The sequence below is a fragment of the Pseudomonas fluorescens genome (genome assembly GCF_902497995.1).
GTDB classification, from domain to species: domain Bacteria; phylum Pseudomonadota; class Gammaproteobacteria; order Pseudomonadales; family Pseudomonadaceae; genus Aquipseudomonas; species Aquipseudomonas fluorescens_BK.
On record NZ_CABVII010000018.1, the window covers coordinates 68,595 to 88,419 of the forward strand.

The 19,825-nt window shown below is 60.4% G+C and carries 18 protein-coding genes; 12 read left to right on the forward strand and 6 right to left on the reverse strand.

Going from position 1 to position 19,825, the window contains the following annotated elements:
* The first annotated feature begins 273 nt into the window (after window positions 1–273).
* Both F8N80_RS20635 and F8N80_RS20640 read left to right on the forward strand, forming a co-directional pair.
* Entirely contained in the window at window positions 274–885 is a 612-nt protein-coding gene (locus F8N80_RS20635) for a c-type cytochrome (RefSeq protein ID WP_191632956.1), read from the forward strand.
* The gene (locus tag F8N80_RS20640; RefSeq protein ID WP_150744705.1) at window positions 882–1,865 is read left to right on the forward strand and encodes a c-type cytochrome; all 984 of its coding nucleotides are present in this window, start codon (window positions 882–884) and stop codon (window positions 1,863–1,865) included. Before F8N80_RS20635 ends, F8N80_RS20640 begins: the two co-directional genes overlap by 4 nt.
* 138 nt (window positions 1,866–2,003) lie before the next feature.
* Here the strand turns inward: F8N80_RS20640 and F8N80_RS20645 are convergent, their stop codons facing one another.
* Window positions 2,004–2,309: a hypothetical protein gene (locus F8N80_RS20645; RefSeq protein WP_150744704.1), complete on the reverse strand. Its 306-nt coding sequence runs from the start codon at window positions 2,307–2,309 to the stop codon at window positions 2,004–2,006.
* Between the two features lie 78 nt (window positions 2,310–2,387).
* A complete protein-coding gene (locus tag F8N80_RS31230; protein WP_191632955.1) occupies window positions 2,388–2,552 on the reverse strand; it encodes a hypothetical protein in 165 nt (54 codons plus the stop codon).
* A 118-nt stretch (window positions 2,553–2,670) separates the two neighbouring features.
* Here F8N80_RS31230 and F8N80_RS20650 point away from each other — a divergent pair, with 118 nt between their 5' ends.
* Entirely contained in the window at window positions 2,671–3,987 is a 1,317-nt protein-coding gene (locus F8N80_RS20650; RefSeq protein ID WP_150744703.1) for an MFS transporter, read from the forward strand.
* A 16-nt stretch (window positions 3,988–4,003) separates the two neighbouring features.
* Here F8N80_RS20650 and F8N80_RS20655 read toward each other — a convergent pair whose 3' ends face one another.
* The 3 genes from F8N80_RS20655 to pdxR all read right to left on the reverse strand — a co-directional run bounded on the left by F8N80_RS20655 (window position 4,004) and on the right by pdxR (window position 7,981).
* A complete protein-coding gene (locus F8N80_RS20655; RefSeq protein WP_150744702.1) occupies window positions 4,004–5,269 on the reverse strand; it encodes an MFS transporter in 1,266 nt (421 codons plus the stop codon).
* A gap of 20 nt (window positions 5,270–5,289) precedes the next feature.
* The gene (locus tag F8N80_RS20660; RefSeq protein ID WP_150744701.1) at window positions 5,290–6,360 is read right to left on the reverse strand and encodes a sugar phosphate isomerase/epimerase family protein; all 1,071 of its coding nucleotides are present in this window, start codon (window positions 6,358–6,360) and stop codon (window positions 5,290–5,292) included.
* 112 nt (window positions 6,361–6,472) lie between these two features.
* The gene (pdxR, locus tag F8N80_RS20665; RefSeq protein WP_150744700.1) at window positions 6,473–7,981 is read right to left on the reverse strand and encodes a MocR-like pyridoxine biosynthesis transcription factor PdxR; all 1,509 of its coding nucleotides are present in this window, start codon (window positions 7,979–7,981) and stop codon (window positions 6,473–6,475) included.
* A gap of 229 nt (window positions 7,982–8,210) precedes the next feature.
* On the opposite strand from pdxR, the gene F8N80_RS20670 reads away from it, so the two are divergent.
* The 7 genes from F8N80_RS20670 (at window position 8,211) to F8N80_RS20700 (ending at window position 14,601) form a co-directional block, all read left to right on the forward strand.
* Window positions 8,211–9,191, forward strand: a complete 981-nt coding sequence (locus F8N80_RS20670) for a quinone oxidoreductase family protein (RefSeq protein ID WP_150784588.1) — start codon at window positions 8,211–8,213, stop codon at window positions 9,189–9,191.
* Window positions 9,192–9,204: 13 nt separating this feature from the next.
* A complete protein-coding gene (locus F8N80_RS20675; protein ID WP_150744698.1) occupies window positions 9,205–10,053 on the forward strand; it encodes a TauD/TfdA dioxygenase family protein in 849 nt (282 codons plus the stop codon).
* Window positions 10,054–10,140: 87 nt separating this feature from the next.
* The gene (locus F8N80_RS20680) at window positions 10,141–11,193 is read left to right on the forward strand and encodes a 3-keto-5-aminohexanoate cleavage protein (RefSeq protein WP_150744697.1); all 1,053 of its coding nucleotides are present in this window, start codon (window positions 10,141–10,143) and stop codon (window positions 11,191–11,193) included.
* 90 nt (window positions 11,194–11,283) lie between these two features.
* Window positions 11,284–12,612 carry an MFS transporter gene (locus F8N80_RS20685; protein ID WP_150744696.1) on the forward strand — a complete coding sequence of 443 codons (1,329 nt, stop codon included), beginning with the start codon at window positions 11,284–11,286 and terminating at the stop codon, window positions 12,610–12,612.
* Entirely contained in the window at window positions 12,609–13,271 is a 663-nt protein-coding gene (locus F8N80_RS20690) for a DsbA family oxidoreductase (protein ID WP_150744695.1), read from the forward strand. The genes F8N80_RS20685 and F8N80_RS20690 overlap by 4 nt, the downstream gene beginning before the upstream one ends.
* Window positions 13,268–13,594, forward strand: coding sequence for a Rieske (2Fe-2S) protein (locus tag F8N80_RS20695; protein ID WP_150744694.1), 327 nt, complete (start codon window positions 13,268–13,270; stop codon window positions 13,592–13,594). Before F8N80_RS20690 ends, F8N80_RS20695 begins: the two co-directional genes overlap by 4 nt.
* Window positions 13,591–14,601 (forward strand): YeiH family protein, encoded by a 1,011-nt coding sequence (locus F8N80_RS20700; RefSeq protein ID WP_150744693.1) that lies wholly within the window; start codon window positions 13,591–13,593, stop codon window positions 14,599–14,601. The genes F8N80_RS20695 and F8N80_RS20700 overlap by 4 nt, the downstream gene beginning before the upstream one ends.
* Window positions 14,602–14,847: 246 nt before the next feature.
* Here the strand turns inward: F8N80_RS20700 and F8N80_RS20705 are convergent, their stop codons facing one another.
* Entirely contained in the window at window positions 14,848–15,906 is a 1,059-nt protein-coding gene (locus tag F8N80_RS20705; RefSeq protein WP_150744692.1) for an AraC family transcriptional regulator, read from the reverse strand.
* A gap of 383 nt (window positions 15,907–16,289) precedes the next feature.
* On the opposite strand from F8N80_RS20705, the gene F8N80_RS20710 reads away from it, so the two are divergent.
* Window positions 16,290–18,302 carry a DUF1302 domain-containing protein gene (locus F8N80_RS20710; RefSeq protein WP_150744691.1) on the forward strand — a complete coding sequence of 671 codons (2,013 nt, stop codon included), beginning with the start codon at window positions 16,290–16,292 and terminating at the stop codon, window positions 18,300–18,302.
* A 41-nt stretch (window positions 18,303–18,343) separates the two neighbouring features.
* The gene (locus tag F8N80_RS20715) at window positions 18,344–19,702 is read left to right on the forward strand and encodes a DUF1329 domain-containing protein (RefSeq protein WP_150744690.1); all 1,359 of its coding nucleotides are present in this window, start codon (window positions 18,344–18,346) and stop codon (window positions 19,700–19,702) included.
* The last annotated feature ends 123 nt before the right edge of the window (window positions 19,703–19,825 follow it).

The following is a 19,825-nucleotide window of genomic DNA, read 5'->3' on the forward strand; positions in this document are numbered from 1 at the left end:
GCCGATTCTGTCTATCGCGATGGGCCACTAACGCCCCCCTGGCGAACTCACGAGTCACCTGCGGTTTTGCGTAGATGAAAATTGACAATAGTATTTTAAGGTATAAGGATATTCCTAAAAAATATTACAGCGTGATCTATCGCTTTCTATCTACACTCCTCGCATGGGACATAAGTAGTTGGCTGACGCTGTGAATTAGCCGAAAAGGAGTTCAGAACCGTGAGTCTTGCAACGAGATTCGGTCTCAAGACCAGCATTGGCGCCTGTGTTTTCATGCTGGCGACCGCAGCAAACGCCGAGCCCCAAGGGCAGAAAATCTACACCCAAGGGGGCGAGTCCCCTGCAGCCATGGCCTGCGCCACCTGTCATGGCGCCAATGGGATGGGCACCGATAGCGCAGGATTTCCCCGTCTGGCGGGCCTGCCACAGGGTTACCTGGTCAAGCAGCTTGAGGATTTTCGCTCAGGCAAGCGGGCCAACGCCGTGATGCAACCCATCGCAGTGGCACTTAACGATACCGAAGGCAAGGCTGTTGCCAGCTACCTGGGTGCAATGGCTATCGCTGCGCCGAGTGTTGATCTGGATCCCGCAGGAAGTAATGGCAGCGCTGCTGAAAAGCTGGTGAAACAAGGAGACTGGAGTCGTAATATTCCATCCTGTGTGGCTTGTCACGGGGTGGGTAACCGCGGCGTGGGAGAAAGTTTTCCTCCGCTCGTTGGCCAGTCCGGCGCCTACATCGCAGCACAGTTGAATGCCTGGCGCAGTGGTACGCGCAAGAATGATCCAAATGACTTGATGAGTCATATCGCGCGCTCGCTGAGTGACACCGAAATTCAAGACTTGTCAGCCTATTTCGCCAGCCTGGGCGGGGAGGCTAAACAATGAACTTTCCAGCGCAAATACTGCTCACCGTAGCGATAGCCGTGCCGCTTCTGGTTGCGAAGACGTTTTACGAAGAGCGCGACATGGCGCCCATGGCGAAGGACTCGGTCGCACATCCAAGCGTTGGCAATGCTCACAACGATTCAGTAGTGGCGGGCGAGCCGGCCAGGCAATCCAGCCCTTCGGTATTTACTCCACCGCAAGAGGCGGAGCTGCCAGACAATGCATTCGGGGTGCTGGTGCGGGAAGGGCGGGATATTTTCATCAATACCCAGAAAAATGCCCCTGAGTTTGTGGGTAACGGACTTAACTGCAGCAATTGCCACCTCGATCAAGGTCGTAAGGCAGGGTCTGCTCCTCTTTGGGGCGCTTATGGCATGTACCCGGCCTATCGAAAAAAGAACGACAAGGTCAATACGTTTACCGAGCGCATGCAGGGTTGCTTCGAATTCAGCATGAACGGCAAGGCACCTTCCAGTGATAGCCATGTGATGAAAGCGCTCGGCACCTATGCCTATTGGCTCGCGACCAAAGCGCCTGTGGGCGAGGACCTTCCAGGGCGGCTCTATCCTGTTATCCCTGCCCCTGAAAAAGGCTTCGATCTGGTTAAAGGGAAACAGATTTATGCCGGACAATGCTCCATCTGCCATGGCGGGGAAGGGCAGGGCCAGAAGTCCGCAGGCGTGTTCGTATTTCCGCCGCTTTGGGGCAAGGACTCTTACAACTGGGGGGCGGGGATGCACCGTATCAATACTGCCGCCGGTTTTATCAAGCAAAACATGCCGCTAGGTAAGGGCGGTTCCCTGACGGATGACGAAGCCTGGCATGTCGCCGCCTACATCAATAGCCATGAGCGACCTCAAGATCCGCGTCTGGTCGATGGCTCCGTTGAAAAGACCCGCAAGAAATACCATGAGGGCGACGGCGTAAACTTATACGGAGAGTCCGTTAATGGCGTGATGCTGGGGCAAGGCCTCAACTAACCGATTCAACGCCAGCAGCGACGCCGTGCGCGAACACGGCTTGCGCAGCGCGTTATCATCTGACCGGCCTACCCAACTCGCGGAAGCGGCATCAGCTCGCCGAACACCGCGCCCCTCCCATCCGACGGGAGCGGTTGCCTACACCGATCCCGGGATGACCCGAAAGCTTCTCGCCGAACCGCGCGCACCCGCCATTCGACGGTCGGACTTCTCCTCGAGTTGGATGGCGAAATCCAAGGCCTCCCGGTAGTTATGGAAGGTCCAGGTCTTGCCAGTATATCGCTCGACGACCTGGAAGAGACCGAGCTTCTGGGCCACCACTTGAAAGCGAACACCGCGGCGCGACTTCAGTCGATTGCGCCAGTAGAAATCGATGGATGCTGCATCGGAGTGGACGAGCAAGTCGCCGAGCTCATCGATGCGCTGCTGAAAGGATGGATGCATGTCTGATCCTCGAAGTGGGGAACATGTATTCGTAAACATGTTTTTGCTCGAGTTTTGCTCGTTTTAGCTCAAATAACCTTAGCCCTGACCGGCATTTGGGCAAGAAAAATTCTTCGCCAGGTCAAATTGTGTTGCGATAAAGCTAATGCCCAATAGAAATGAAGGGATATGCCCATTGATTGGATTGGGGTCCCACTCGAATTGAATCTTTGCACCGTCCTGCAAAAAAGTATCAGTCAGCATGCTCTCACGCGTTAGCCACGGCCTTCCTTCGATGGGATTCTTGCGGCAGCACCAGCCGATCTTGTCATGCGCACTTCGGCTGCCGCTTTATCTACAACTACAAAAAAAAGGAACAACCATGGTCACTCGCGAGTCGTCTCGAGGATTGTTGCTGGGCATGCCTGTATGTCTGATATGGGGTTACGTTGCCATTGCTCTGTTTATGACAGGGGACGGCATTGAGCTGGCTTTCCTGTCGCGGTACATCGTCGACCTGGGTTTCACTCCGACCCAGGCTTCCTTTCTGTTCACGGTGTATGGCCTGCTCGCCGCCTTGTCCAGCTGGAGTTCCGGTGTGCTGGCCGAGACCTTCGGCCCGCGTCGAATCATGTTGGTCGGCGTCGTGGCCTGGCTGGTCTTCCATGGGTTGTTTCTGACATTCGGCCTGAGCGCACAGAACTACCCCTTGATGGTGCTTTTCTACGGCATCCGCGGGCTTGCCTACCCCTTGTTCATCTACGCATTCCTGGTCTGGATTGCTCAGGTAACGCCCGGTGCTCGCCTTGCTTCAGCGATGGGTTGGTACTGGACCATGTATTCCATCGGTATCGGTTTTCTCGGGACGTATCTTCCGAGCCTGAGCATCTCGCGGATCGGTTTTATCGGCACGCTGTGGATGGCGACATTCTGGGTCGCGCTGGCTGCGGTGTTGATTGTGTTCATGGTCAAGGATCGAGGCGCGGCAACGGCGGACACACCTAAACGCCTCGCCGAACGTTTGCGCGAGTTGAGCCGAGGGGTCACGATCCTCTTCGATCAACGCAGCATTCTGATCACGGCCATCGTGCGAATTATCTGCAACCTGACGCTGTTCGGCTTTCCGGTCATCATGCCGCTGTACCTGACGTCGGCCGAGATCGGTTTCACCATGGAGCAATGGTTGCATCTGTGGGGTGTGATGTTCATCGTCACCATTTTCACCAATGTGATGTGGGGCTGGGTCGGTGACCGGATCGGCTGGCTACGGCAGATGCGCTGGTTCGGTTGTGTCGGCGGCGCGCTGGCGACCCTGGCGTTTTATTACTTGCCCCTGATGTATGGCGCCCACTTCGAACTGGCCATCGTCGCCGCGGTTGCACTGGGAATCTGCGTCTCGGCGTTCGTGCCCATGGGCGCGGTCTTTCTCGCTATTGCCCCTGAGCGTCAGGGGGCGGCCATTTCTGCCCACAACCTGGCCGCCGGCCTGTCGAATTTCATGGGGCCGGCCATTGCGACGCTGACGATTTCCTGGCTGGGGGTGCAAGGGGTGGTGTGGGTCTATGCAGCGTTGTACCTGGTGGGCGCGGTGTTGACCTGTTTCATTCGCGTCGAGCAACCCGGACTCGGGACGGACACCGAGCCGGTTCCGCATTTCCCGACCCGGGCCCGTCCTGAGTGTTCAGATCTCGCTCGCTGATGACAGGTCGCGCCGGTCAGGTTTGCGCTGCACTGACCTCACCGGTCGCCGTGGCTTTATTGCGCACGCTCCTGTACAGCAGGCTGGACACCATGAATCCAACAATGGCCAACAGGCTCATCAGGCTGAAAACATAGTTGTAGCCTTGCTGGCCAGGGAAATGGTCGAGGATGGCGCCGTAGATGACGTAAGCGAACATGCCCGGTGCATAGCCGATCAGGCAGCCGATACCGAACGCTGAACCGGTGATGTGTTGAGGGATGCCGACTTCACCCATGGGCGCCCAGAACACGCCGCGCATGGAAAACACAATCAGCGCGAAGGACAGCGTGGCTGCCATGCCCGCATAGATGAACCCCGGGTTTTTCGGGATCAGCATGATCACGCCCATCAGCGGCAGCAAGGCCAGGAATGCCCACTTCAAATAACGGCTGGTGCTCTTGAACTGCTTGTCGGCAATGAAACCACCGGCGGGGCCGCCCAGGATCTTGAGGAAGTACTGGTTGATGATGCCGTAGGCGCCCACCAGTGCCACGGGCAGCCCGTACATTTCCTTGAGGTAGGGAATGAAATAGGTCAGGCCACAGTAGACGATGTAGACCATGAACACGTTGAGGCTGACCAGCCAGATGCCCGGCACCTTGATGGCTTCGAGGAGGTTCGACAAACCGTTCTTCGGTTTGGCAGTCGACTGCGCGCTGCCGCCCTTGAGCAGGAACCAGGTCAGGGTTCCGGCAAGAATGTCGATGACCGAGTAGAAGAGGATGGCCGATTTCAGACCGGTTTCACCGGAGCCCATGGCCACGAAGACGCCCAGCGCCGAAAAAGCCACCAGCGTGTCAATGACGCCACGCCCACCTTCCAGCAGTCCAAACAACCGCCCCTGTTCCTGATCGTCACCCAGATTGCGGATGGCTTTGAGCAGCGAGGGCCAGAAGATGCAGTCGGCGCAGACGGCCAGCAGGCTGAACACGATCAGCAGATTGCTGAACGGCGGAAAGGTCGCCAGATACAGGCCCAGGCCACCGGTACCGATCAGACCGATGGGGATCAGTTTGCGCGTGTCGTAGCGGTCCGCCAGAATACCGCCGACCACGAACAACGCGGTGGCGATGATGGCGTTGGCGCTCAACAGCAGGCCGATCTCAGTGTGACTCAAGCCCATGAATTCTTGCATGGGTATGTAGAAGGCGTCCTTGAGGTTCGCCAGCTTGTAGATGGTGCCGCCACCGAGGATGAGAATCAGGAATCTGAGCCATTTGGCCTTGTCACGAGTTGTCATTATTGTTCTCCACGTCAGGTTCAGGCGTTTTCGCGGGTGGCCAGGGTCAACTCGGCCAGGGTTCGGAACTCGGCCAGCAGGCTGCGTACATAGGCGACCTGGTTATTCGCCCAGCGGTGTTCATCGGCCAGCATTCGCTCCAGCGAATAGCCGACTGGCAGGGCGGTTTCACTCATTTCCCGGTACGCAATGAAGGGATCGGCTGCCTCGACGGTCTGGCGGAACGCCGGGGCGACGTAGTGATTTTCCTGCTCGAGAATGAACGCGATCACTTGCGGGGTTGAGTCGCCGAGCATCAACAGTTCGAACAGCATGCGTGCGCTGGGCAGGTCGTCTTCGTCGCTGCCCTGCAGCACGCCGTAATGGCCGAAGCCGTTTTGCTCGGGGACGATGCGCACACCCTTGAGGTGGGTCTGGCGTATGTGCGGCGCCAGGGTCCGCAGCGCCTGCAGGGGCTGTTCGCAGGCATTGATCATGTTGCCGAAGTCGAACAAGGCGTGCAGGCGAGGGTGGTTCAGCCGGGTCAGCAGTTGCGCGATCTCGGCGCTCTTGAGTTCCTCATGCTGCTCGAAGTCGAAGAACAGGTCGTGCTCATCTGCCTGCTGCGCGAGGTAATGCAGGTCTGACTCGATCACGTCCATGACCCGGGACAGCGTCCCCTCGTAGCGTGAGTAAACGCGGATGTTGCGGGTGCCCAGGGCCTTGGCAATGGCGATCACCTGATCGACATCTTTTTTCAGCGTGCTGCTGATTTCCAGGTGCACATCCAGTCCCAGCGCATTGGCCTTGTCGGCAAACGCCTGCAGCTGTGCGGGTGTCATTTGGCTCAGGCTGTTTTCCTCGCCGTCCAGCAAATGCAGGCTCAGACCTTGCAACTCGTGACGATAGGCGAAGTCCAGCAGGTCGGCAGGTGTGACACGGCCATGGGTGAGGTTGGTCAGCAAGGGATAGGCATGCGCAAACAAGCGCATCTGCCCAAGCCGGTCGAGCAGTTGGCCGGCCAGTGCCTGCGTCAGCAGGGGAGGGGTTCCGGCCCCGGCAGCCTTGTGGCTGAGCAAGGCATTGAATCGCTCTTGGATCTTATTGTTCATTCGAGTCATTCCTGGTTCAGACGCCGGGTCTACCGGCGCAACCTTTATCGCGCCAGTCAGGAACTCTCGATAGATCCATTATCAGTTAAATCATAGGACCACTTGCCTTGCTTCAAGTGGCCTGTTGCAGGTACCCCAATCTGCTCAAGGCTTGGGCAAGTGCTTCGACGCGCTCCTCGGCCTGGTCCTCAGGCGTGCCGGCAAAACCGATCAATAGAGCAGGTGGCAGGACATGCTCGATGCAGTAGTCGCTCAGCGCATAGGTGTAAATATTATGCCTGGCCAGTTCCTTGGCGATGGCGTCGTCATCAAGTTGCGGTGGCAGCCAGGCGATCAGATGCATGCCGGCTTCCACCGGGGTGATCTTGAAGAAATCGCCCAGCCGTTGTTGCAGTTGCTCGACCAGTGCTTGCTGGCGAGCCTGGTACAGCGCCCGCATGCGGCGAATATGGCCGAGGAAGTGGCCTTCGCGCATGAAGTCTGCTGTCACGGCCTGCAGCAGTGTGGGCGGGCTGCGATCCATGACCGCGCGCAGGGTGCAGAAGGGTTCGATCAAGGCGTGCGGCAGTATCACGTAACCCAGTCGTAGCGAGGGGAAGAGCACTTTGCTGAACGTTCCGACGTAGATCACCCGGGCCCATTGGTCCATGGCGTAGAGTGCAGGCAGGGGGCGGCCATTGTAGCGGAACTCACTGTCGCAATCGTCCTCGATGATCCAGCTCTGATACTGCGCGGCCCAGTCGATGAGTGCCTGGCGCCGCGCATAACTCATGGTGACGCCCAAGGGATGCTGACGAGAAGGCGTAGTAAACACCAGGCGGGCGTCAGGGCACCGAGCCAGGCCTTGCTGGATATCGATCCCCTGTTCGTCGATAGGCAACGGGACCACCAGACCACCCTGAGCCTGGAGTGCGATTCGCGCCGCGATATGCCCCGGATCCTCCATCCATACGCTGTCCTGTGGATTTAGCAAGAGCATGCCCAGCAGGTTAAAGGCTTGCTGGGCGCCGGAAACGATGACCACCTGCTCGGCACTGCAGTCGATTCCACGGGAATCAAAGACGTATTCAGCAATCGCCTTGCGCAGGGCCAGCAATCCTTGCAGTTCGCCATAGCCGAGCATGGCCTTGGTTGGCTTGTGCAGGTGGCGGTTCATCAGACGTTTCCAGACAGCTTGCGGGAACGCGTCGTAAGCGCTGTGGCTGGGCAGGAATGAGGTTGGGCTCCCGGCGGCCCAGCCGGAATAGGAAACTCCTTGGAAATGATTGCTGCGCAGGGACAACATGGACTGGCTCAGGTCGGACAGGCGCGGGGGCTGGCGCTGCTGCTCGTCGTCGGCAATCCCTCGACGCTCCCACTCATCGCCGACATAGGTGCCCGCCCCGGTGCGCGAGGCCAGGAAACCTTCGGCAATCAGCTGATCGAAGGCATTGAGAATGGTGATCCGTGACAGCGCCAGTTCTTTGCTCAGGGTCCGCGTCGACGGCAGGCGCACGCCCCCTTGCATTTTGCCACTGAGAATCTGTTTGCGGATCTGCAAATAGAGTTGGCGGTACAGGGGGATGGCACTGGCACGGTCCAGCTCGATAGCCGACAGCAGCAAACCTGCAGGGGATTTCATCACATGCTCGTCTGAGAAAGGGTGGCTTGACCTGGAACACCATCAGGTACCGATGTGTGCAGGGTATCGAGGGGCACCGGATAAGTCATCCACCGCAGGCATTGCTGCCGGCGGCCAGCTGTCATGAAATGAAAAGCCATTGTCGTCTGATGCAAAGCGGCTCGCCAGGCTGCGTCCTACAGTCCAGTCAGCGCAAATCGACGCTGCACAGACTGGAGAATAAGAAAAAATGGCCAACGCCGTACGCTTCTACGAAACCGGTGGTCCCGACGTCCTACGCTATGAAGAGGTCGATGTCGGCGAACCCGGTCCAGGCCAGGTCCGTCTTCGTCACGTGGCGGTCGGTCTGAACTATGCCGACACCTATTTTCGCAATGGCACCTACCCGATCCCGATGCCGAATGGCATGGGGGTTGAAGCGTCCGGTGTGGTCCAGGCCATCGGCGAGGGGGTGACCAACGTAGAGGTGGGCGATCGCGTCACCTACACCGGTTTTCTCAACACCCTGGGTGCCTACAGTACCGAACGCCTGATCCCGGCTGCGCCGCTGATCAAGCTGCCGGAAACCATCAGTTTCGAGACGGCTGCAGCCATGACCATGCGCGGCCTGACCTCGGCCTACCTGATGCGGCGCATCTACGACTTCAAGCCGGGCGACAGCATTCTGCTGCACGCGGCTGCCGGGGGTGTCGGCCTGATCGTTTCGCAGTGGGCCAAGCTGCTTGGCCTGAACGTGATCGGCACCGTGTCCACCGAGGTCAAGGGTGACATTGCCCTGGCCCATGGCTGTGACCATGTCATCAATTACAGCCACGAAGATGTCGCCCAGCGCGTGCGTGAATTGACGGACGGCGTGGGCGTCAACGTGGTATTCGACAGCGTCGGCAAGAACACCTTCATGGGCTCGCTGGATTCGCTCAAGCGGCGTGGCCTGATGGTCTGCGTCGGTACCGCCTCCGGCCCGATTCCTGATTTCAATCCGGCGCTGCTGGCGATGAAAGGCTCGCTGTACATGACCCGCCCGGCGCTGGCCGATTACATCGCCGACCCGGCAGAAAAAACCGCCCTGGCCGGCGAATTGTTCGACCACGTCGGCAGTGGCCGGATCAAGATCGAGATCAACCAGCACTATGCCTTGCAGGATGCTGTCCAGGCCCATCGCGACCTGGAATCACGCAAGACCACGGGCTCGTCGATTTTCGTCATTTAAGGAGTCGCCAGCCATGAAAGTCGAACAATTGACCTGCAGCATTGGCGCCGAACTGATCGGCGTCAACCTCGCCGATGCGGTGCATGACGACGGTCTTTTTGCCGAGATTCGAGCCCAGTTGCTCCAGCATCGGGTGCTGTTCCTGCGCGACCAGGACATCAGTCGCGCGGAACACGTGGCGTTTGCCCGCCGCTTCGGCGAGCTGGAGGATCACCCGGTCGTCGGCAGCCACCCGGATCACCCGGGGCTGGTCCAGGTCTACAAGAATCCGGACAGTCCGGTCGACCGTTACGAGAACTCCTGGCACACCGACGCCACCTGGCGCGAGGCGCCGCCGCTGGGCAGCGTGCTGCGTTGCGTAGAGTGCCCGCCGGTGGGCGGCGATACCATGTGGGCCAACATGGTCGAGGCTTACGCGCGCTTGCCGGAAGACGTGAAGCTGAAGATCGCCGACCTGCGTGCCCGCCACAGCATCGAAGCAAGCTTTGGCGCTGCCATGCCGATCGAAAAGCGTCTGGCGCTCAAGGCGATGTACCCGGATGCCGAGCACCCGGTGGTGCGCATCCACCCGGAAACCGGGGAAAAGGTGCTGTTCGTCAATGCCTTCACCACGCACTTGAGCAACTACCACACCCCCGAGCGGGTACGCTTCGGCCAGGACGCCAACCCGGGCGCGAGCGAGCTGTTGCGTTACCTGATCAGCCAGGCCTACATCCCCGAGTTTCAGGTGCGCTGGCGCTGGAAGCCCAACAGCGTCGCCATCTGGGACAACCGCAGCACCCAGCACTACGCCGTCATGGATTACCCGCCGTGCCATCGCAAGATGGAGCGTGCCGGGATCATTGGTGACAAGACCTACTGATCGACCCTTTCTGCATTCGCACTCGTAAACACGTCTGCCCGGCACTATCCCGGGTGGGCGCGACAATCATAAGAACAGGAGTAAACCATGCAATTCTTCGACGATTCCCTGCACCCGGAAAACATGGAAAAGGTGGTCATCACCGTGGCCCCGTACGGCCCCGAGTGGATGCCGGAAGACTTCCCCGAAGACATCCCGCTGACCATGGACGAACAGGTGCAAAAAGCGGTCGATTGTTATGAGGCCGGTGCCACAGTCCTGCACTTGCATGTGCGTGAGCTGGATGGCAAGGGTTCCAAGCGCCTGTCAAAGTTCAACGAGTTGATCGCCGGTGTGCGTGAAGCCGTGCCGGACATGATCATCCAGGTCGGTGGTTCGATTTCCTTCGCGCCGGAAAGCGATGGCGAAGCGGCCCTGTGGCTGTCGGACGATACGCGCCACATGCTGGCCGAGCTGACGCCAAAACCGGATCAGGTCACGGTGGCCATCAACACCACCCAGATGAACATCATGGAACTGCTGTATCCGGAGTACCTGGAAGGCACGTCCCTGGCCAACCCCCTGTATCAGGCGGCGTACAGCGAGATGACCGTACCGGCAGGCCCGGCCTGGGTCGCCGAGCACCTCAAGCGCCTGATGGCCAACGGCATCCAGCCGCATTTCCAGCTGACCGGCATGCATGCCATGGAAACCCTTGAGCGTCTGGTGCGCAGGGGCGTCTACAAGGGTCCGTTGAACCTGACCTGGATCGGTATCGGTGGCGGTTTCGATGGGCCCAATCCGTTCAACTTCTTCAACTTCATCCACCGCGCGCCGGACGGTTGCACCCTGACCTCCGAGTCGCTGCTCAAGAACGTCATGCCGTTCAACACCATGTCGATGGCCATGGGCATGCACCCGCGTGTGGGCAATGAAGACACGATCATCGATCACAAGGGCGATCGTTTCGGCTCGGTGGCGCAGATCGAGCAAACCGTGCGCATCGCTCATGAGCTGGGTCGCGAAATCGCCACCGGCAAAGAAGCCCGTGAGATTTACCGCATTGGTGTGCAGTACCAGAGCATCGAAGAAACGCTGCTGGCCAACGGTATGGCCCCCAACCGCAAGACTGGACAGAAAGGCGTGCCGCAACGCGGCTGATCGGCAGGTGAAGCGGGAGGTCAAGGCCTCCCGCTCGCCGCCCTGCAACGCGCTGATAACAACAATAAAACAAAGCTTTGAGGAGGCTGCATGGCCTTTCACCCAATCGCCGCAGACGATGACGACTGTGCTGCCGGCGTTGCGCGCCCGTATGCCTGGATTGTCTTCGCCCTGACGTTCGGGCTGTTGATTTCCGATTACATGTCGCGTCAGGTACTGAACGCGGTGTTCCCGATGCTCAAGGGCGAATGGGCCCTGAGTGACAGCCAGCTCGGCCTGCTCAGTGGCATTGTCGCCCTGATGGTCGGCCTGCTGACATTCCCGCTGTCGCTGATGGCCGACCGCTTTGGCCGGGTCAAGAGCCTGGCGCTGATGGCCTTGCTCTGGAGTCTGGCGACGCTGGGCTGTGCATTGGCGCAGGACTATCAGCAGATGTTCATTGCACGATTCATGGTCGGCGTCGGCGAAGCGGCATATGGCAGCGTCGGCATCGCGGTAGTGATTTCAGTGTTCCCCAAACACCTGCGTGCAACGCTGGCCAGTGCCTTCATGGCGGGCGGCATGTTCGGTTCGGTACTGGGCATGGCGCTGGGCGGTGCAATCGCCGCCAAGCTTGGCTGGCGCTGGTCGTTTGCCGGCATGTCGCTGTTCGGCCTGCTGCTGGCCGTGCTTTACCCGGTGATCGTCAAGGAAGCACGCATTGCGCCGCAACGAGCCGCCCTGGCGGCGAACAAGGCATCTGCCGCGGTCAAGCGCCCGTTGCGTACGCTGTTTTCCAGCCGCTCGGTGATCGCTGCCTACATCGGCAGTGGCTTGCAACTGTTCGTCGGCGGCACGGTGATTGTGTGGATGCCCAGTTACCTCAATCGTTATTACCACATGCCCACGGACAAGGCGGGCGGCGTCGCGGCGATCATCGTGCTGTGCAGCGGTGCGGGGATGATCCTGTGCGGCATGCTCAGCGATCGACTGAGTCGCCATTCGCCGGAGCGCAAAGTCGCCTTGGCCATCGCCTACTGCCTGGGCAGTTGCCTGCTGTTGTCGGCGGCGTTCGCCCTGCCGCCAGGGCCTGCGCAATTGGTGCTGATCTGCCTCGGCATGTTGATCGCCGCCGGCACGACCGGGCCTTGTGGAGCGATGGTTGCCAACCTGACCCATTACTCGGTCCATGGCACGGCCTTCGCCACGTTGACTCTGGCCAACAACATGCTGGGGCTGGCGCCCGGGCCGTTCATCACCGGCAGGGTGTCCGACCTCATCGGCTTGCAGGCTGCTTTTCAAATGGTGCCACTGGTCAGCATCGCGGCAGCGGCCGTGTTCTTTTATGCCAAGTGTCATTACCACCAGGACATTGCCCGGCTCAAAGGCGAGCAAGTCCACGATTCGATGAGCCAAGCGGTGTTAGAGGTGAAGGTGTGAGTGGTCGTCTACGTGTTGATGTGTTCTTCGATTTCATCTGCCCCTGGTGCCTGATCGGCAAGCGCCAACTGGAGCATGCGCAGGTACAGTTTCGCAATCGCCACCCGGGTGTGCAGATCACCACGGTGTGGCATGGCGTGCAGTTGCTGCCTCAATTGCCGGTACAAGGTGAGCCCTTCGCCGACTTCTATCGCAAGCGTCTGGGCAATGCCGACGCTGTGGCCATGCGCCAGACCCAGGTACAGCAGGCTGCGGCGGCGGTCGGACTGGCCATCGACTTGGGCCGCATCGCGACAATGCCCAACACCGCGGACGCCCATCGTTTGCTCGAGCGTGCAAGCGAGCTGGGTAATGTTGCCCAACGGGACATCTTGCTCGAGCGCCTGTTCGCCGCTTATTTCCAGAAGGGCGAAGACCTGGGTTGCCGTGAGACCTTGCTCGCGATTGCTCGCTCCTGCGGCATTGATGCACAGGCCGTGGCCGACTGCCTGATGGGCGACGCCACTCCATTTGCCGGATCACCCGGGGCGAGCAGTGGCGTGCCGAGTTTTCAGTTCGATCGCCGCATGACGGTGGTGGGCGCGCAACCGGCAGTGGCGTTGCTCGGGGCCATGAGCCAGGCACTGAAAGACAGTGATCAAGAGCGCCACTCTGCATGAACCGGCGCATCCCCGTGCCTGCCGACAAACACCCGCCGGCGGGCGGCCGTGCGCTGTTCGAATTCGATGACACAAGCCTGGCGTTGTTCAACGTCGAAGGGGACCTGTACGCCATCGACGACAGTTGCCCGCACCAGGGCGCCTCGCTGTGTGGCGGGCGCCTTCAGGGGCGGGTGATTCAGTGCTGTGCCCATGGCCTGCGCTTTGATCTGCGCAGTGGTTACTTGCTCAATTCCACGGCTGTCAAAGTCGCCAGCTACCCGGTCGAGATCATCGACGGCCAGGCATTTATTGTCATCTCTTGCGAGGAGTCCACGCCATGAGCGCCATCGCTCTCACCCGTATCCACAGCCGAACGCGCGAATTGGCACCCGGTTTTATCGTCAGCCTGATCGTGGCAGCTGCGGCGTCCTTTCTGTCGGAGCACTACGGCGCGCCGGTCATGCTGTTCGCCTTGTTGCTGGGCATGGCGCTGAATTTCCTGGCCGGCGACGGTGCCTGCAAGGCCGGCATCGAGTTCACCGCACGCACCGTGTTGCGCATCGGCGTGGCGCTGCTGGGCATGCGCATCACCCTCGAGCAGATGGCTGCGCTGGGCTGGAAGCCTGTAGCCTTGGTAGTGATTCTGGTGGTGGTGACCATCGGCGTTTCGGTGATCGCCGCCAAAGCCCTGGGCTTTCAGCGTTTGTTCGGCATGCTCACCGGAGGGGCCACCGCGATTTGTGGTGCCTCGGCCGCGTTGGCGCTGGCGGCGGCATTGCCGAACCATCCGCAGAAAGAACGCGCGACCTTATTCACCGTGATCGGGGTGTCGGCGCTGTCGACCCTGGCGATGATTGTGTACCCGATGATTGCCAATTGGCTGTCGTTGTCGCCACAAGTGGCCGGGGTGTTCCTGGGGGCGACCATCCATGATGTCGCCCAGGTCGTCGGAGCCGGCTACAGCATGTCGACCGAGACCGGCGATACGGCCACGGTGGTCAAGCTGATGCGGGTTGCCATGCTGGTGCCGGTGATCGTTTGTGCGGCGATGGTCACGCGTATGCAGGGTGCTGATCCGACCGGCAAGCGCCCACCGCTGCTGCCTTGGTTCGCCGTCGGCTTTCTGATTCTGGCCTGTATCAACAGTACCGGCTGGATAGCCCCGGTGGTGCAGGGCTCGGTCAATGAGCTATCGCGTTGGTGCCTGGTGGTGTCCATCAGTGCCCTGGGCATGAAAACCCAACTCAAGGAGCTGGCGGCGGTGGGCATCAAGCCCATCCTGTTGATGGTGGGGGAGACGGTGTTTCTCGTGGTCCTGGTGCTGTTGCTACTGCATTGGGGAATGTAGGCACACAACACTGTGGCGAGGGAGCTTGCTCCCGCTGGGGTGCGAAGCGCCCCCACAAAGACGACCGCGTTTTTTCTCAAGGGCAAATCGGACCTGTAGGAGCCAGGCTTGCCGGCGAAGGCGTCCTTGAAAGCGCCTTCGCCGGCAAGCCTGGCTCCTACGAAACCACCATGGCGCGGTGTCACGAACACCGGCTCTTTCGCGGCGACTGTACCAGCAGTCGCCGTTTTTTTTTTGCAGCCTCTTTCAGTCGTCCGAGGGTTCTGTGGGGGCGGGCAGGGGGCTCGGCTCGCCGGGTGCCTTGGGTTGTTTTTGCGCGCTGCGCCAGGCCGCCGGCGGCATACCGAACTGGGCGATGAACCAGCGTGTGAAGGAGCTCGCCATGGAGTAGCCGAGCATGTCCGCGATCCGGCCCAACGAGTAATTCGGGTTGTCCAGGTAGCGCAACACCAGGTCACGGCGCACGTCATTGATCAAGTCATTGAAGGCGCAACCGTCGTCCTTGAGGCGGCGCTGCAGCGTTCGAACGTTCATGCCCTGGGTCTGGGCGATCTGCTCGATGGTGGCGCGTCCCATCGGCAACAACAGGTAGATGGCCTTGCGCACCTCGAACAGCATCGAAGGGCCTTCGTGACCCAGCAGCGAGTCGAGGTAACTCTGGGCGTAACGCGCCATGGCCGGGTCGGCATGGGGGTTGGTCATGTCGAGGCTGGTGTTGGGACAGACGATGCCGTTGAACTCGCTGCCGAACTCCAGTTTGCAGCCGAACAGACGGCGATGCAGTTGCAGGTTGTCGGGAGGCTGGTGCGTGAAGTTGACACTGTAGGGCTGCCAGTGTGTGCCGAGCAGGGCGGCGAACAGGCGGAACATCACCCCGATCGCCAGTTCATTGGCTTGTCGGCAGGACATGGACGAATCAGCGACCACCTCTTCGCGAATGATCACCATCTTGCCGGCCTCTTCAATGAACAGGGCCAGCGAGTCGTTCATCAGATGACGGTAATGCACCAACACTTGCAACGCATCACGCAGCGTTCGCTGGTGGCTGAGCAGCAGGCTGACCACGCCGAAGTGCGAGAGCTGGCGCGACTCGGCCATGCTCAGGCCGAAGCTCTGGCAGCCGCTGGCGGCGGCCGAATCCTCCAGCAGGCGCACGGCGGCATCGATGGGGATGCGGTGTTCAGGCGCCAGCAGCTTGGCTTTGCTCAAGCCGACGCCGGCGAGTACATCGCGCGGGTTGAACCCCAGGTACTGGGTGACCTCCAGGTAGTTGGTCAAGACGGCGGCGCGAACAAGCTTGTGCATGCGAAGGTCTTTCCTGGGCTGGTTGCGATTCGAATTAGCGTGGCGACTATATCCAGCACATCGGCAATTGAACAGTTGTGACGTTGCCCCGGGCGCTCGCCCGATTCTGTCCGCAATCACCACCCTTGTCCTGCAGCAATCGACGCTCACCCAGTGATTACAGTGAGCCGCAGCGAACCTGGGGGGATTTCGACCAATGGTCGCTGCGCACTGACGCCTGGAAATTTGTCATGAAAAGAAAAGTGCCTGACGCCCAATGAAAAGCGCCTCGGGCTGGCGCTCTTTAATGTCGGTCCTACAAAAAGCCCCTGGCGCATAACGCCAGTCGAGTCATCGAGAGGGCAGCTGCGCTGAAAACAAATAAAAAAAGGCGGAGACACGCAATGTACAACAATAAGCGCCACGGGTTTGCACCCTCGCGTTACACCCTGTTGGCCTCGGCCATTCTGGTCGCTGTCGTGCCGGTCGCGCAGGCGGTCGAGCTCGACACAGGGAGCCCGGACTGGGCCGTGCGTCTGGATAACACCGTGAAGTACAACTACGGCGTACGCACCGAAAGCGCCGACACACGCATGCTGGGAACGCCGAACAACAACGACGGCGACTACAACTTCCGCAAGGCCGGGACCAACATCGCCAACCGTGTCGACCTGTTGACCGAGATGGATGTGGTCTACCAGAACCACATGGGCTTTCGTGTCAGCGCCGCCAGCTGGTACGACAAGGCCTACGAGAACACCGGTTCCAATTCCAATCCGTTCGTCAACGGCAACGGTTCGACCTCTGGCCTGGTCGCCAATGACCCGCGCCTGGCCGGCGTCACCAATGACAACGTCGGCTTTGGCAGCCCGCACCTGAGCAACTATGCCCGGCGTTACTACACCGGTCCCTCCGGCGAAATCCTCGATGCCTTCGTGTTCTACAGCACCGAAGTGGGCGAGGAATCGCTGCTGAACGTCAAGGCCGGCCAGCACAACGTGTTCTGGGGCGAGACGCTGCTCAACCCGGTGCACTCGATCAGCTACGGCCAGTCCGGCCTGGACCTGGCCAAGCTGGCCGCCTCGCCCGGTACCGAAGCCAAGGAACTGTTCGTTCCGCGCAACCAGTTGTCGATGTCGTTCACCCTCAATCCCGAGCTGACCGTGGGCGCTCAGTATTTCCTCGATTGGGATGCCGCTCGCCTGCCGGAAGCCGGCACTTACTATGGCGGTTCCGATCTGGTCGGTTTCGGTGCGCAATCGTTCCTGCTGGGCAACACCAATGGCGTGGTGCCGGGCAGCCCGCTGGGGTGTGGCCTGGCGCCCTGCAACGGGCTGACCAATGTGCGTCGCGGCCACGACCTGACGCCGGACAAGCGCGGCGACTGGGGCATCATGGCCAAGTGGTCGCCGGCCTGGCTGGATGGCACCCTCGGCGTTTACTACCGCGAGACCTCGGAAATCCTGCCGCAAGCCTGGCTGGACGCCAGGGGCCTGAGTTCGGCCAACCCCAACGGCACCCCGCCGGCAGGGCAAGTGCCTGCGGTGGTCAATACGCTCAACTCGTTGAGCACCGCCACCTATCAAATGGCCTATGCCGACAACATCAAGATCGTTGGCCTGAGCCTGTCCAAGGACGTTGGCGGGGTGAGCGTCGGTTCGGACCTGAACGTTCGTCACAACATGCCGCTGGCCAGTATTCCGGCGATTGTCAGCACCAACAGCCCGCTCGGTCTGGGCCAGGGGCTTGGCCTGCTGCCGGCCCGTACGGCCGCCACCGGTGTGGTTTATGACACCCCGCACAAGGGCGACAGCATGGCCGCCACCGGCGACACCTTGCACTGGACGCTCAACGGCCTGATGACCTTCCCGAAAACCCCGGTGTTCGATTCGGCCAGCCTGCTTGCCGAGCTGTACTACAGCAACCTGCTCAAGCTCGATAGCAAGAACGAAGCGCTCTACAAGGGCAAGGACACCTACCGCGGCATCGACGCAGCGACCCGGGACAATTGGGGGATCGCGGTCAACTTCACACCGACCTGGTACCAGGTATTCCCGGGGGTCGATCTCAGCGCACCGATGTCCATCAACGTCGGCCTCGACGGCGTGTCACCGGTGTCCGGTGGCGGTGCCAAAGACACCGGTAACTATGCCGTGGGCGTGGGCGCCGTTGTGTACAACAAATACTTCATCGACCTCAAGTACGTGGACGCCTTCGGCAAGACCGACAAGTGCGACGCCAGCGGACTGAGCACCGGCGCGGCCAGTGCCGGCAGCGGCGACGGCTCCACACCCAATGCCTTTAGCGGCAATGAAAACTACGCCTGTTACGCCGGTGGCTACTCAGCCTTCTCCGGTGGTGGGGCCACGACCGAGGACCGTGGCGCCGTTTACCTGACGATGAAAACCACTTTTTGATTCACCACTGGCTTACTCAAAGTAAGCAGGAGAATAATAAGATGAAGTTTGTTCAAACCGTGTTGGCCACCTCGCTGGCGATGGTCATCGCCGCCCAGGCGCAGGCCGCTGTATCGACTCAGGAAGCCGCCAGGCTCGGCACCAGCCTGACCCTGGTCGGGGCTGAAAAAGCCGGGAATGCCGATGGTTCGATTCCCGCTTATGCCGGTGGCCTGACCACGCCGCCGGCCGGTTTCAAAACCGGTGACAGCATGCGCCCCGATCCTTTTGCCGATGAAAAACCGCTGCTGGTGATCGACGGCAAGAACGTCGATCAGTACAAGGGCGCGCTCACGGCGACCACCGTGGAACTGGCCAAGCGCTATCCAACTTTCCACATCAATGTGTATCCGACCCACCGCACCGTCTCGTTGCCAAAAGCCGTGCTGGATAATGGCCTGAAAAATGCCACTGGCGCCAAGTCCCTTGAGGGCGGGTTGGCCATCGATAACGTACTGCCCGGCGTGCCGTTTCCGATTCCACAGTCGGGCAACGAAGCGATGTGGAACTTCCTGTTGCGTTATCAGGGGGTCAGCATCAACTCCAAGTACGACTCCTGGAACGTCGACTCCGCCGGCGTGCCGAGCCTGGCGACCACCGGGCAGGCGTTCATTTCCTATCCGATCTACGAGAACCTGGCGCAGCCGATCAGCAGCGCCGACGTGTACTACCAGATGAAGCTGTCCTACACCGGCCCTGCGCGCCGGGCCGGTGAAGCGGTGATGCTCAAGGACGCCGCCAACCCGCTGCAGCAACCACGCCGTGCCTGGCAGTACCTGCCGGGTCAGCGTCGGGTCAAGCTGGCCCCGAACCTGGCCTACGACACGCCTAACCCGGGCACCGCCGGCGCGGGCACCTACGACGATGTGTTCGTGTTCAACGGTGCGCTGGATCGCTACGACTGGAAGTTGGTGGGCAAGCAGGAAATGATTGTGCCGTACAACACCTACAAGCTGACCTACGCCCAGGACCCCAAGGCGCTGACCACGGCCAATCACCTGGCGCCCGATTACGTGCGTTGGGAAAAACACCGCGTCTGGGTGGTGGAGGGCACCCTCAAGGCCGGCGCCCGCCACATCTATCAGAAGCGCCGCTTCTTCCTCGATGAAGACAGCTGGACCGCTCTGGCCTCCGACCAGTATGACTCGAGCGGCAAGCTGTACCGTGGCTCCTTCGCCTTCCTCAGCCAGAGCTACGACAAGCAGATCCCCGATTCCACGCCCTTCATGATCTACGACATGGTGGTGGGGTCCTACAACATCAACGGCGTGGTCGGGCCTTACGGCGGCATCAAGTACATCGATCCGCTTTCCAAGACGCAATGGTCGGCGGAATCCCTGGCCGGTAGCGGGATTCGTTAAGCAACAACCCCTGACAAAGCGTCCGTTCGGTCCGCTGCCTGCCAGGCAGGGGATCGCACGACGGTCGGCGCCTGCCGATCGTTGCGGGCGCCAGGTTTGAACGTCAGGCACACGGATGTGTGT